This window comes from Brevundimonas sp. (assembly GCF_004210735.1).
Classification (GTDB): domain Bacteria; phylum Pseudomonadota; class Alphaproteobacteria; order Caulobacterales; family Caulobacteraceae; genus Brevundimonas.
Window position 1 is genome coordinate 56,354 of record NZ_SDZL01000001.1, and the last position, 13,376, is coordinate 69,729.

At 67.0% G+C, this 13,376-nt stretch carries 13 protein-coding genes; 6 read left to right on the forward strand and 7 right to left on the reverse strand.

Annotation, left to right across the window (positions count from 1 at the left end; all coding sequences use genetic code 11):
• Positions 1-49: 49 nt before the first annotated feature.
• Together EON91_RS00250 and EON91_RS00255 are read right to left on the reverse strand one after the other, a co-directional pair.
• Entirely contained in the window at positions 50-1,264 is a 1,215-nt protein-coding gene (locus tag EON91_RS00250; protein WP_292090833.1) for an MFS transporter, read from the reverse strand.
• Between the two features lie 175 nt (positions 1,265-1,439).
• Positions 1,440-2,276, reverse strand: a complete 837-nt coding sequence (locus tag EON91_RS00255) for a fumarylacetoacetate hydrolase family protein (protein ID WP_292090792.1) — start codon at positions 2,274-2,276, stop codon at positions 1,440-1,442.
• Between the two features lie 170 nt (positions 2,277-2,446).
• Here EON91_RS00255 and EON91_RS00260 point away from each other — a divergent pair, with 170 nt between their 5' ends.
• The 6 genes from EON91_RS00260 (at position 2,447) to EON91_RS00285 (ending at position 10,957) form a co-directional block, all read left to right on the forward strand.
• Entirely contained in the window at positions 2,447-3,496 is a 1,050-nt protein-coding gene (locus EON91_RS00260; RefSeq protein WP_292090793.1) for a LacI family DNA-binding transcriptional regulator, read from the forward strand.
• A 124-nt stretch (positions 3,497-3,620) separates the two neighbouring features.
• Positions 3,621-4,466, forward strand: coding sequence for a 5-dehydro-4-deoxy-D-glucuronate isomerase (kduI, locus tag EON91_RS00265; RefSeq protein WP_292090794.1), 846 nt, complete (start codon positions 3,621-3,623; stop codon positions 4,464-4,466).
• A gap of 12 nt (positions 4,467-4,478) precedes the next feature.
• Positions 4,479-5,237, forward strand: coding sequence for a 2-dehydro-3-deoxy-D-gluconate 5-dehydrogenase KduD (kduD, locus tag EON91_RS00270; RefSeq protein ID WP_292090795.1), 759 nt, complete (start codon positions 4,479-4,481; stop codon positions 5,235-5,237).
• Between the two features lie 21 nt (positions 5,238-5,258).
• Entirely contained in the window at positions 5,259-6,284 is a 1,026-nt protein-coding gene (locus EON91_RS00275; protein WP_292090796.1) for a sugar kinase, read from the forward strand.
• A gap of 129 nt (positions 6,285-6,413) precedes the next feature.
• On the forward strand, positions 6,414-8,054 hold the full coding sequence (locus tag EON91_RS00280) for a pectate lyase (RefSeq protein WP_292090797.1): 1,641 nt from the start codon (positions 6,414-6,416) through the stop codon (positions 8,052-8,054).
• 167 nt (positions 8,055-8,221) lie between these two features.
• Entirely contained in the window at positions 8,222-10,957 is a 2,736-nt protein-coding gene (locus EON91_RS00285) for a TonB-dependent receptor (protein ID WP_292090798.1), read from the forward strand.
• A gap of 64 nt (positions 10,958-11,021) precedes the next feature.
• Here the strand turns inward: EON91_RS00285 and EON91_RS00290 are convergent, their stop codons facing one another.
• Genes EON91_RS00290 through EON91_RS00310 form a run of 5 tightly spaced genes read right to left on the reverse strand, consistent with a single transcriptional unit; the run spans position 11,022 to position 13,368 of the window.
• Positions 11,022-11,471: a chemotaxis protein CheE gene (locus EON91_RS00290; protein ID WP_292090799.1), complete on the reverse strand. Its 450-nt coding sequence runs from the start codon at positions 11,469-11,471 to the stop codon at positions 11,022-11,024.
• Positions 11,468-12,070 carry a response regulator gene (locus EON91_RS00295; RefSeq protein ID WP_292090800.1) on the reverse strand — a complete coding sequence of 201 codons (603 nt, stop codon included), beginning with the start codon at positions 12,068-12,070 and terminating at the stop codon, positions 11,468-11,470. The genes EON91_RS00290 and EON91_RS00295 overlap by 4 nt, the downstream gene beginning before the upstream one ends.
• Before the next feature lie 4 nt (positions 12,071-12,074).
• The gene (locus EON91_RS00300) at positions 12,075-12,413 is read right to left on the reverse strand and encodes a hypothetical protein (RefSeq protein ID WP_292090801.1); all 339 of its coding nucleotides are present in this window, start codon (positions 12,411-12,413) and stop codon (positions 12,075-12,077) included.
• Complete coding sequence (locus tag EON91_RS00305) at positions 12,413-12,982, reverse strand: chemotaxis protein CheD (protein ID WP_292090802.1); 570 nt, start codon at positions 12,980-12,982, stop codon at positions 12,413-12,415. Before EON91_RS00305 ends, EON91_RS00300 begins: the two co-directional genes overlap by 1 nt.
• Positions 12,979-13,368 carry a response regulator gene (locus EON91_RS00310; RefSeq protein WP_292090804.1) on the reverse strand — a complete coding sequence of 130 codons (390 nt, stop codon included), beginning with the start codon at positions 13,366-13,368 and terminating at the stop codon, positions 12,979-12,981. The genes EON91_RS00305 and EON91_RS00310 overlap by 4 nt, the downstream gene beginning before the upstream one ends.
• Positions 13,369-13,376: the final 8 nt, after the last annotated feature.

The window sequence follows — 13,376 nt, forward strand, 5'->3', positions numbered from 1 at the left end:
AAGGGGCGCCCGCCTGAAACGAGCGCCCCCATAGTCCGCCGACCGGTCCCTAGACCTTGGCCGGGGCGTAGTCCGGCGTGATGAAATGCACCACAACCAGCGCGATCAGATAGGCCGAACCGGCGACGATGAAGATCGGCGTGTAGGTGCCGATGCTTTCGAGCACGTAGCCGGCGTATTTGGCCATCGCCATACCGCCGATGGCGCCGACCATGCCGCCGATCCCGACCACCGAACCCACGGCCGAACGCGGGAAGACATCGCCCGGCAGGCTGTACAGATTGGCCGAAAAGCCCTGGTGCGCCGCCGTCGCCAGACCGATGATCAGAACCGCGACCCACAGCTGGCTGGCCATGGCGGCGAACATCACCGGCACCGCCAGAAGGGCGCAGATCAGCATGGTGGTCTTGCGCGCGCGGTTGACGCTCATGCCCCGGTGCATCAGCCGCGAGGACAGCCAGCCGCCGCCGACCGAGCCGACGTCGCTCATCAGATAGATGATGACCAGCGGGATGCCGAAGGTGCGCAGATCCAGACCGTGCGTGCGGCCCAGGAAGTCCGGCAGCCAGAACAGGAACATCCACCAGATCGGGTCGATCAGGAATTTGCCCAGGGCGTAGGCCCAGGTCTCCTTGACCGTCAGCAGCTTGGTCCATTTGACCTTTTCGACGGGGTCGGCCGGATCCTGTTCGATATAGGCCAGTTCGGTGGGGCTCAGGCGCTTCTGCTCACGCGGGGTGCGATAGACCAGCAGCCAGATCGGCAGCCAGATCAGGCCCAGAACGCCGGTGATGATGAAGGCCATCTGCCAGCCGAACGCCAGCACGATGCCGGGCACGATCAGCGGCGTGACGATGGCGCCGATATTGGTGCCTGCGTTGAACAGCCCGGTGGCCAGGGCGCGTTCCTTCTTGGGGAACCACTCGGTCACGGCCTTGATGCCGCCGGGGAAGCCCCCGCCCTCGCCCACACCCAGGACGACACGGGCGGCGATGAAGTGGCTCATCTCGCGCGCGCCGGCGGTGAAGATGTGACCGATGTGCCAGATCAGGAAGGCCGCGCCGAAGCCCCAGCGCGCGCCCACCCGGTCGATGATCCGCCCGAACGCCAGATAGGAAACGGCATAGGCGGCCTGGAACCAGAAGATCAGGTCCGCATACTGCATCTCGGTCCAGCCGAACTCGGCCTCGAGCGTCGGCTTCAGCACGCCGATCATCTGGCGATCGACGTAGTTGATGACCATGGCCGCGAACAGCAGCCACATGATCAGCCAGCGGTATTTGCCGGGGGACGGGGCCGTCACCGTGATGGGCGGCCCCTCCTTTGGTGCGGCGGTCGAAGCGTCACTCATGGTTCAGACCCATTCCCTTGGTTTCCTCGACCCGTCCCGCCTTCTTTGCCGTGATAGCGGCGTGCGGGTTCGCGTCCTGTATCGAACTCTAGCCTTGCGACGGATGCGGCGCGGCCGGCACGATCACGCACCGGATTTCGCCCACACCCTGGAATACGCACGTCGAAACACTGCCGACGAACACCTGATGGACACCGGTGACGGCGCCGGTCGAGATCAGGGTTCCGGCCGTCAGCGGCCGGCCCCAGCGGGCGCAATGCTCCAGCAGGAAGCGCACCGATTCCAGCGCCCCGCCCGCCAGTGAGGTCGCGCCGCCGCGACCGACGCTTTCGCCGTCGATCACCGTCTCGACCGCGATGTCATCCAGCCGGGCGCGCCAGTCGGTCAACTCAGGCCCGATCACCAGCCCGCCGTTGTTGCCGAAGTCGGAAGCGACCACGGCCGAGCCGAGGTCGTTGATGGTGGACAGCGGACTACCCGCCAGCTCCACCCCGATGAAGACGGCGTCGATCAGGGCAGCGGCCTCGTCGATGGTCCAGTCAATCTTGGCAGGATCGGCGTCGGCGCCGATGCGGGCGATGAACTCGGCCTCAACGGCGGCAAATCCACCTTCGATAGCCGGCAGCGGCGTGGGCGCGTCGCCCGCCGTCCAGACATTCCCCGCAAAGATAGCGCCCGCCACGCGATGAACGCCCAAAGTCACCTGCTGAGCGGGGCCGACGCCGCCGACCTTCCAGCCCGCGACGCGGTCAGGATACCGGGCGATGGCGGCGGTCTGGATGGCGTAGGACCGGGCGATGTCCTGCGGAACCTCACCCGGGAAACCGGGCACGGCGACGGCGTTCAGGCGGGCGGCGACGAACGCCTGGGCCACGGCCTGATCGGCGCTGAGCGTCGGCGCAGAGGTGACGGGAGCGGCCGTCATGCGCGGCGTTCCTGCGATGCGAACTGGTTGATCAACTGACGCCCCATTGGAAAACGCCGGATAATGATCGGCGATGGAAACCGGTGTCAATCCACCTTGAAAACACCCCATGGCGCCGGTCGCCGGGTGGGTCTATGGCTTAGGGTCAACGAGAATATGGGGAATCGCCTTTGTCTGACGACGATTCGCGGCCGGCGAAATCGGGCAAGCGCGCCACCATCAATGACGTGGCCCGCGTGGCCGAGGTCTCGAAGAAGACCGTGTCCCGCGTCATCAACCAGTCGCCGTTCGTGCGCCAGGACACGCGCGACCGCGTCCAGGCGGTGATCGACGAGCTGGGCTTCATCCCCGATCCGCAGGCGCGGGGGCTGGCGTTCCGCCGCTCGTTCCTGGTCGGCATGATCTATGACCAGCCCAGCCCGACCTATGTGGTCAACATGCAGCAGGGCATTCTGGACGCTCTGAAAGGGTCCGGCCTGGAGCTGGTGGTCCACCCGTGCAGCCGCACCTCGCCCACCCTGCTGGAGGACATTCGCGGCTTCGTCGAACGTCAGCGGTTGTTCGGCGTCATCATGCCCCCCTCGGTGTCCGAGGACGAGGCGGTGATCGCACTGCTGCGCGAACTGGACTGTCCCTATGTGCGGATCGCCTCGGTGGCGCTGGACGAACCCCAAGCCATGGTCGTGACCAACGACTGGATGGGCGCGGCCGAGGCGGCGCGGCATCTGGCTGACCTGGGCCACAGGCGTATCGGTCTGGTGCGCGGCCTGACGCTGTTCCGGTCGTCGGCGGTGCGAAGCAAGGGCTTCATCGACGCCCTGGCCGACCGGGGCGTGCCGCTGGACCCGGCCTACGACATCCAGGGCGCCTATACCTTCGAGTCGGGTGTCGAGGCTGGGCATGCCCTGCTGTCCCTGCCCGAACCGCCGACCGCCATCTTCACCCTGAACGACGACATGGCGCTGGGCGTGATGCAGGCGGCGCGCGAGCGGGGGCTGGAACTGCCGCGCGATCTGTCAGTCGTGGGCTTCGACGACCTGCCCATGGCGGCGCGGGTGTGGCCCAATCTGACGTCGGTGCGCCTGCCGATCCGGGACATGGGCCGGATGGCGGCCGAGAAACTGCTGGCGCCCATGCGCGGTGTCGATCCGGCCAAGCTGGTCCAGCCCGAGGTGCGACCCGCCCTGGTGGTCCGCCACTCGGCTATCCCGAACCGGTGAGCCTATCCGTCACGGCGAAACGCGCTTGCCCCGACGTCTGACACCGGTTACCAAACTGGAGACAGGCGGGCGCTGAAAGCCCCCGGGAAGATGATTCCGGCGACCGGAATCCAGGAGGACCAAGGTGTACGACAAGGTTTATCACGCGACCCATCCCGACATGATGGAGGGCGCCTCGAACGACCAGCTGCGTGATCGTTACCTGCTGGGCGGCCTGTTCCAGCCGGGCCGGGTCAGCCTGAACTATTCCCACAACGAACGCATGGTCATCGGCGGCGCCATGCCGACCGACGGCGCGATCAGCCTGCCCACCCATTCCGAGCCGCCGTCCCTGGCCGGTCAGCCGTTCCTGGTGGCGCGCGAACTGGGCGTGGTGAACATCGGCGGCGCCGGTTCGGTGACCGTCGACGGTCAGACGATCGCCCTAGATTTCCGCGACGGCCTGTATGTGCCGATGGGCTCGGCCCAGGTCAGCTTCGCCTCGACCGACGCGGCGAAGCCGGCGAAATTCTATCTGATCTCGACGCCCGCCCACGCCCGCTATGACCTGGCCAAGATCTCGATCGCCGAGGCCGTGCCGCTGGAGATGGGGTCGCTGGAGACGTCGAACGAGCGGACGATCTATCAGTACATCGTCCCGGCCAAGGTGAAGTCCTGCCAGCTGCTGCTGGGCGTGACGGTGCTGAAGCCCGGCAGCGTGTGGAACACCATGCCGCCGCACCTGCATGACCGCCGCTCCGAGGCCTATCTGTATTTCGGCCTGGGCGAGAACGACCGCGTCTTCCACTTCATGGGCGAGCCGGACAAGGCGCGTCACATCGTGATGGCGGACGGCGAGGCGGTGATGAGCCCGCCGTGGTCGATCCACATGGGCGCCGGTACGTCCAACTACACCTTCATCTGGGGCATGGGCGGCGAGAACCTGGACTATACCGACATGCACAAGCTCGACATCTGCCAGTTGAAGTAAGGGGCGACGGCCATGGCCAATCCTTTTGACCTGACCGGCAAGGTCGCGCTGGTGACCGGCGGCAATACGGGCCTGGGCCAGGGCATCGCCCTGGCGCTGGCCGATGCCGGCGCGGACATCGTCTCGGTCGCGCGGCGCCCGTCCGACGACACGGTCGGCAAGGTGCTGGCCAGGGGGGGGCGGGCGATCTCGGTTCAGGCGGACCTGACCTCGATCGAGCCGGTCGAGCGCATCCTGGACGAGGCGACGGCCGCGCTGGGTCCGGTCGACATCCTGGTGAACAACGCCGGCATCATTCGCCGCGCCGACGCCGTCGACTTCACCGAGCAGGACTGGGACGACGTGATGAACGTCAACCTGAAGGTGCTGTTCTTCCTCAGCCAGGCGGCGGTGAAGCGGATGATCGCCGACGGTCGCCGGGGCAAGATCATCAACACCGCCTCGATGCTGTCCTATCAGGGCGGCATCCGCGTGCCGTCCTATACGGCGTCCAAGAGCGGCGTGGCGGGTCTGACCAAGCTGATGGCCAACGAATGGGCGAAACACGGGATCAACGCCAACGCCATCGCCCCCGGCTATTTCGCCACCGACAACACCCAGGCGTTGCAGGATGACCCGGTGCGGTCCAAGGAGATCCTGGGCCGCATCCCGGCCGGGCGCTGGGGCGATCCGGCGGACCTGGGCGGGGCGGCGGTGTTCCTGGCCAGTGCGGCCAGCGACTATGTGCAGGGCGTCACCCTGCCCGTCGACGGCGGCTGGCTGGCGCGGTGATCCCGCGCTAGCGTCCAGATCATGACCATTCTCTGCTTTGGCGAGATGCTGCTGCGTTTCAGCCCCCACCAGAATGAGCTGCTCATGCAGTCGCCGGCCCTGACCGCGCGACCGGGCGGAGCCGAAGCGAACGTCGCCGTATCTTTGGCCCGGTTCGGCGCCCCGGCGGCCATGGCCACGGTATTGCCCGACAACGCCCTGGGCCACGCCGCGCGGGATGAGGTGCGCAAGCACGGGGTCGATACGTCACGCATCGTGTTCAGGCCGGGCCGCATGGGTCTGTATTTCCTGACGCCGGGCGCGGTGCGGCGCCCGTCCGAAGTGCTGTACGACCGGGCCGGATCGGCCTTTATTGAGCATGTCGCCGACGCCTTTGACTGGGACGCGCTGCTGGACGGGATCGAATGGCTGCACGCCTCGGGCGTGACGCCCGCAACCGGGCCGAACGGTTCGGCGGCCGCCGTCGCCCTGATCGAGACGGCGGTGCGCAGGGGCGTCAAGGTCAGCTACGACGGCAATTTCCGCGGCAAGCTGTGGGAACAGTGGGACGGCGATCCGCCCGGAATCTTGGGCCGGATGCTGGCCGGTGCGACCGTCGCCTTTGCGGACGAGCGGGACTTCGGTCTGGTGCTGGGCCGGTCTTTCAGCGGCGCCGGTCCGGACGAACGGCGCCGTCAGGCCGCCGCCGCGGCCTTCGCCGCCTTCCCCAGGCTGGAACGGATCGCCTGCACCCGCAGGGTCCAGGAAAGCGTCGCAGATCAGGCCCTGTCGGCCGTCATGCTGACGCGCGGCGAGGCGGGGATTGTGATCGAAACGCGCGCCGACGCCATCCACATGACGGGCGTCATCGACAGGGTCGGCGGCGGCGACGCCTTTGCGTCGGGCGTTCTGTTCGGCCTTTGGAGCGGCTGGGACGATCAGCGCGCGCTGGACTTCGGCTTGGCCGCCGCCGGGCTGAAGCATTCGGTGCCGGGGGATTTTAACCTGTTTTCCGCCACCGAAGTTCAGGCCGCTATGGGCGACGGTGGTTTCGACATTCGCCGCTGAGCGTCGCTGACATCATCGTGACCGGCAGGGCTCCGCCGATTGTAGGAAACCGGTGTCAGGCATGTTTAGCTTTACCGTCGAAGCGGCCGCGCAGAGCCGCACGGCGTCGTACCGAGGGGAGAGTTCGCCATGTCCGTACCGATGAATCGCCGCGCCCTGCTGGCCGCCGGGGCCGCCCTGTCGTTTAGCGCCGTGGCCGCCCCCGCCCTCGCGCAAGCTGCCCCCGACCGGGCCGCCATCCTGGCGACCATGAAACGCGCCACGGCCTTCATGACCGACAAGGTCGCCGTGGGCGGCGGCTATGTCTGGAACGTGCTGCCTGACTTCTCGCGCCGGTGGGGTGAGTTGGAGGCGTCGCCGACGATGATCTGGGTCCAGCCGCCGGGGACGGCGACCGTGGGCCACGCCTATCTGGACGCCTATCACGCTACCGGCGACGAGCAGTTCTATGACGCCGCCAAGTCCGCCGCCGACGCCTTGATCGCGGGCCAGCATGCGCGCGGCGGCTGGAACTATGTCATCGACACGGCGGGCGAAGAGGCGCTGAAGCGTTGGTATGCGACCTATGGCGCCAACGCTTGGCGGATGGAGGAATTCCATCGCTACTACGGCAACGCCACTTTCGACGACGCAGGCACGGCCGAGGCGTCGCAACTGCTGCTGCGGGTCTATCTGGAAAAGCGCGAGCGGAAATATCGCGCGCCGCTAATGAAGGCGATTCAGTTCGTGCTGGACGCCCAGTATCCCAACGGCGGCTGGCCCCAGCGCTATCCCTTCGTCGAGGACGGCGGGGTCCACGGCAAGCCGGACTACACCCCCTACATCACCTTCAACGACGACGTGGCGGGCGAGAACCTTGAGTTCCTGATCTATGCCTACCACGGTCTGGCTGAGCGCGGCCGGGGTGACGCGCGGCTGCTGGACGCCATCCGACGCGGCATGGACATCTTCGTGGCGACACAGCAGCCGATGCCTCAACCGGCGTGGGGCCTGCAGCATTTCCCGGACACGTTGAAGCCGGCGCCCGCCCGCAGTATCGAGCCCCAGGCCTTCGCCACTCATACGACGGCGACCAATATCCGCTCGATGATCGGCTTCTATCGGCTGACGGGCGACCGGAAATACCTGCAGCGCCTGCCTGAGGCGCTGGATTGGCTGGATCAGGTCAGGACGTCCCAGGCCCTGATCGCGCCGGGCCGCACCCATCCAACATTCATACTGGAAGGTGCTAACACCCCGGTCTACATCCACCGGCGCGGGTCAAACATCACCAACGGCCAGTATTACGCCGACGCCGACCCGAGCAATCTGGTGGTTCACTACGGCTCGTTCCGGAACCTGGACACCGCCGCCCTGCGCCACGACTACGAAGCCGCCGCCGCCCTGTCGCCGCAGGACGCCAGCCGCGATTCGCCGCTGAAGGCGCGACCGGGATCGCTGAGCCTGCCGACATATTTCACGCTTCAGGATGTCGATGTCTGGGACATGTCGTCGGACGCTCGGCGTCTGACCAGACCGGCCCCCGGGCGGGCGGCGGAGTTGGTGTCGGGGTTGAATGCGCGCGGCTACTGGCCGTCGCCGCTGACCACAATATCCAACCCCTACATCGGCCCCGGACCCGCCGCCGTGACGGGTGGAGAGTTCCAGTCCACGCGTGTCGGCGACCTTTGGGACACCTCGCCCTACACCACCGATTACCCCGTCGAATGCATCTCGACCCAGGTTTTCATTCGGAACCTGGGCGAACTGATCGAGGCGCTGGAGGGGTGATATCCCGGCTGCGGGCGCAGTCTTGCCTCAAATCAAAAACTGTGCGTAGCTTTACATGACACCGGTGGCATAGCGCGACAAATGCGAAATGACACCGGTTCCCGCGATCGCGGAGGCTGGAACGGGGACGCACGATCTCCGAAAGGCCCAACTGGGAGGAGGACCATATGACCCATCACGCTACCCGTGCACGCCGTGCGTTGACCCTGGGCGTCTCGCTCGGCGCCCTGGCCTTGGCCACGGCCGGGACCGCCGTCGCGCAAGAGGCGCCGACCACCACCGTGGACGAAGTCGTCGTCACCGGCTTCCGCGGCAGCCTAGCCCAAGCCCTGAATGTGAAACGTCGCGAGGCGGGCGCCGTCGACGTGATCGTGGCCGAGGATATCGCCAACTTCCCCGACCAGAACCTGGCCGAGGCCATCCAGCGGGTGCCGGGCGTGACTATCACGCGCGACGCCGGCGAGGGCCGCAACATCTCGGTGCGCGGTCTGGGGCCGGACTTCACCCGCATCCGCATCAACGGCATGGAGGCCCTGGGCACCACCGGCGGCACAGACAGCTCGGGAGGCACCAACCGGGGGCGCGGCTTTGACTTCAACGTCTTCGCCTCGGACCTGTTCAACAGCATCACAGTGCGCAAGACCGCCTCGGCCGATACCGAGGAAGGGTCGCTGGGCGCGACCGTCGATCTGCGCGCCGCCCGCCCGTTCGACTATGGCGAGGGCCTCACGGTCGCCGTCTCGGGTCAGGCCGGGTACAACGACCTGGCGCAGAACATCGACCCGCGCGGCGCCTTCCTGATCTCCAACACCTTCGCCAACGGGACCTTCGGCGCCCTGCTGTCGGTCGCCTATTCCAGCCGCGAAGCGCTGGAAGAGGGCCACAGCACCGTCCGCTGGCAGGGCGGGAACGTCGGCACGGGGCCGGGCGCGGTCAACGCCTTCACGCCGCGCCTGCCCCGCTATGGCGTCCTGGAGCATGACCAGGACCGCCTGGGCGTCACCGGTTCGCTGCAATGGCGGCCCAGCACGGCGACCGAGCTGAGCCTGGACATTCTGTACGCCGACTTCAGCGCCACGCGTTACGAGCACTTCCTGCAGGCGCCGGACTTCAGCGGCAGCGGCGCCGGCGGCCGCGCCGGCATCAGCGTTCGTCCCGGCTATGTCGTCGAGGACGGCGCCCTGGTTTACGGCGTCTTCGACAACGTCGACCTGCGCTCGGAATCGCGCTTCGACGAACTGACGACCCAGTTCACCCAATACACCCTGAACCTGAAGCACGAGTTCTCGGATCGCTTCCGTATCGACGCCCTACTGGGGTCCAGCAAGTCGGAGCACGACAACCCGATCCAGACGACGCTGCTGTTCGATCACGCGGACTCGGACGGCTACACCTACGACTATCGTCAGAACCGCAATCTGCCGCTGATCAGCTATGGCGTTGATGTGCTGGATCCGGCCACCTGGACCCTGTCGCAGATCCGGATGCGTCCGCAGACGGCCGACAACACCTATGACACGGGCCAGTTCAACGCCGTGTTCGACCTGAACGACACCTTCACCCTGCGTGGCGGCCTGTTCCTCAAGAACTATACCTTCGAGACGACCGAGCGGCGGCGCGATCCGGCCTCCTGCGGCCTGGCCCCGACCGCCAACGCCGAAGGCTGCCTGCCGGCCGGCGTCGGCGCGACCCCGATTTCCGACTATAGCCGCCCGGTCGGCCTGTCGGATCAGTGGGACATTCCGTCGGGTTCGCAGCTCAACTGGCTGATTCCCAACTATGGCGCGGCTGCCGACCTGTTCGGCTTCGACGGCTATGCGTTGAGCTGGCAGCCCGCCAGCGGCAACAACCGCTCGGTCGAGGAGAAGACGCGGGGCGGTTACGTCCAGGTGGACTTCAACACCGACATGGGCCTGCCCGTGCGTGGCAACGTCGGCCTGCGCTACATCGACACCGAGCAATCCTCGACCGGCTATCAAGTCGCCGGTGGCACGCCGACCCAGGTCACGGCCGAGCGCAGCTATGACGACTGGCTGCCGTCCGCCAACGTGGTGATCGAAGCGACCCCCGACGTGCTGATCCGACTGGCAGCTGCCAAGGTGATGGCCCGACCGGGCCTGGGCAGCCTGACACCCGGCGGCACCGTCTCGGTGTCCGGCAACAACCGGTCGGTCAACTCGGGCAACCCGCTGCTGGAGCCGACCAAGGCCACGAGCTATGACGCGGCCATCGAATGGTATTTCGCCCCGGAGTCGATCCTGTCGCTGGGCGTCTTCCACAAAACCATTGACAGCTTCGTGGCCACCGACTCGGTCACCCGCCCCTTCACCGGCAACCCGTTCGGCATTCCCGACAGCGTCGCCGTGGCCGCGTGTGGATCGGTCGCCGGCTGCTCGCCGACCGAGGATTGGGTGTTCAACCAGCCGGTCAACACCGACGGCGGCGACCTGACGGGCTACGAAATCTCGTACCAGCAGCCGTTCACCTTCCTGCCGGGGATCTGGTCGAACTTCGGGGTGATGGCCAACTACACCTATGTCGACTCGGAAATCGAATATCCCAGCGGGGTCGTGAACACCCTGACCGAGCTGTCCAAGACGGCCTACAACGGCACGCTCTATTACGAGGACGACCGGTTCAGCGCCCGCATCTCGGGCACCTATCGCGACGGTTATCTGACCCAGGTTCCGGGCCGTAACGGCAATGCGATCGAAGGCGTCGTCGACACCTTCAACGTCGATGCCTCGGCGTCGTGGAACCTGACCGAGCAGTTCACCCTGACGCTGGAAGGCATCAACCTGACCGACGAAGTCCCGACCCAGTATGTCGGCGACGGGCAGCTGGTCTCGGTGCACCACCACACGGGCCGTCAGGTGTTCGCGGGCTTCCGCTACAAGTTCTGAACCAGACGACCCTGAACCTTCAAAGACGCCGGCGCCCCGCGCCGGCGTCTCTTTCTTTTTGGACCTAGCGGGCCGCCTTGCGCACCAGCATGGCCAGGCCGTCCAGCACGGCGCGGCTGCCTTCGGTGTCGCGGCAGTCGTCGTCCAGGATCACCCGCAGGGCCCGCACATGAACCTCGACCGGCGGCCAGTCCCAGCGGCCGGCCTCGATCATCCGACTGCCGAGTTCGCACAGGCTGAACATGGCGCCGTGCAGGGGGCCGGTGTCGAAATAGCCCGCCATGTCCAGCATCGACGCCGCCAGGTCATAGACGCGCTGGCCGCCCTCGCCACGGGCGGCGACCGCGGCCTCCAGCGCCGCCAGCGTCTCGTGCACAGACGCCATGGCGGCGCCGCGATGGCGCTCGACCCCCGCCTCGGCCCTGATGACCGCATCAGCGACCGTGCGGCCGCCGGGCGCGGACATCTTGCGCGCCAGATTGGTGCGGTATTTGAACGTCCTGGCGTCGGTCACAGGGCCACCCGCTTGGGTTTGAAGAAGCTGTCGATGTCGGACTGATCCATGTTCGCCTCGACCGCCGCGCCGACATGGGCGGACAGGTCGTCATGGCGGCGGCCGGGCATGTTCAGCGGCGGCCCGAAATTGTTCACCCGGCGGTCGGGCCCGACATAGTTCGCCGACTGGACGAACACCCGCTCGTCGCTGGCCAGCCACACGATGCGCTGCAACAGGACCGCCGGTGTCAGGGGTTTGGCGACGATGAAGCTGGCGCCGCAGTCACGGCTCTTGGCGACCTGGGACTGCGATGCATGGCCCGTCACCATGACCACCGGGATCATCGAGATCGGCTCGCCGGTTTCGCGACGCAGCCAGCGCACGAAATCATAGCCGTCCATGTCGGGCATGGCGCAATCGACCAGGATCAGGTCGATCTGGCGACGCTTGATGATGTCCTTGGCGGCGACGCCGGACATGCAGCGTATCTGCTCGCGCACGCCAAAGCCCTGGACGATCGAGCTGAGGATATCGAGTGACTGGGCGTTGTCGTCGATCAGCAGGACCGTGGTCTCTTCCAGGTTCACGCGATCGCTTTGTCGGGGGGCGCGGCTCATGGGTTTAATCGAACAGGATCAGGTCGCCATCCGCCGCGCGCGCGGGCGCAGGGGCCGCGCCGTGCAGGCGATCGGAGAGATCGGACAGGGAGACGGTGGCCAGGGCCGTGGCGGCGGACCGTCCGTTCCCAAGTGCGGCCAGGACATCCGCCAGGGCGGTCAGCCGCTGTGAGGCGGCGTCGATCGACTGGGCGCGGATCAGAACCCCCGGCCGCTCGTCCGGCGCGGATCGCGCGGCCAGCAGCTGTGCGAGGTCGGACAGCCCCTCGACCTCGCCGATCAGGCCGGTCAGTTCGCCGGCGATCCGCAACAGGAGTTCAGGCTGGGTCAGGGCGTCGGTCATCAGAACAACTCCACCGCACCCGCGTCCGGCACGACTGGCGGCGGAAGGACAGTCTTCGCCTCAGGCAGGGCGGCGTTGTCGGTCACGGCGCGTTGCAGCGCGCGGCCGGTCGTCGGCCAGTACTGCACCCGGCGTCCGCCCGACCCGCGCAGACTGCCACCGACAAGGCGAATGCCCTCGTCGCGCAGGAATTGCTCGGCGAAGTCGGCGTTGGCGCCGCCGACATCGCGCAGGGTGTCGAACATGCGACCGCCGCCGAACAGCTTGGCCTCCAGCCGCTCGCGGCGCGCGCCCATCTTCAGGCAATCATTGATCAGCACTTCCATGGCGTAGGCGCCGTAGCGACGGGCCGCGTTCGCGCCCGTTCCGACGCCGTCGGGCAGCAGGAAGTGGTTCATTCCTCCCACACCGATGACGGGATCCCGCAGACACATGGCCACGCAGCTGCCCAGCACCGTGGTCAGCATGACCGAGGCGTCCCCGGTCACGACATGCTCGCCCTGCCCGACATGGACACGGCGCATCCCGGCGTTTGCGTGGGCGACATCTGCGTGGGCGGCCAGGGTCATGTCAGCGGACCGAACACGGTCTCCAGCTTTTCCTTCAGCTGGGCGACGGTGAAGGGCTTCACCAGATAGTTGTTGACCCCGAACTGCACGGCGCGCTGGACCAGTTCGCGGTCGGCCCGGCCGGTCAGCATGATGAAGGCCGCGCGCGAGGTCGGCGGATGGGCGCGCACCGCCCGCAGCAGGCCCAGCCCGTCCAGGTTCGGCATGTTGAAGTCCGAGATGATCAGGTGCGCCGGCCGGGCGATCATCTCGCGCAGGGCGATCTCGCCGTCGGCCGCCTCGCGGAACTCACGGAAACCCAGGTCCTGCAGGCTGGTGCGGATCAGGGCGCGCATGGACGCCTGATCATCGACGATGAGGGTGTGGATGGCGGAAGCGGCGGGCATACGTATCC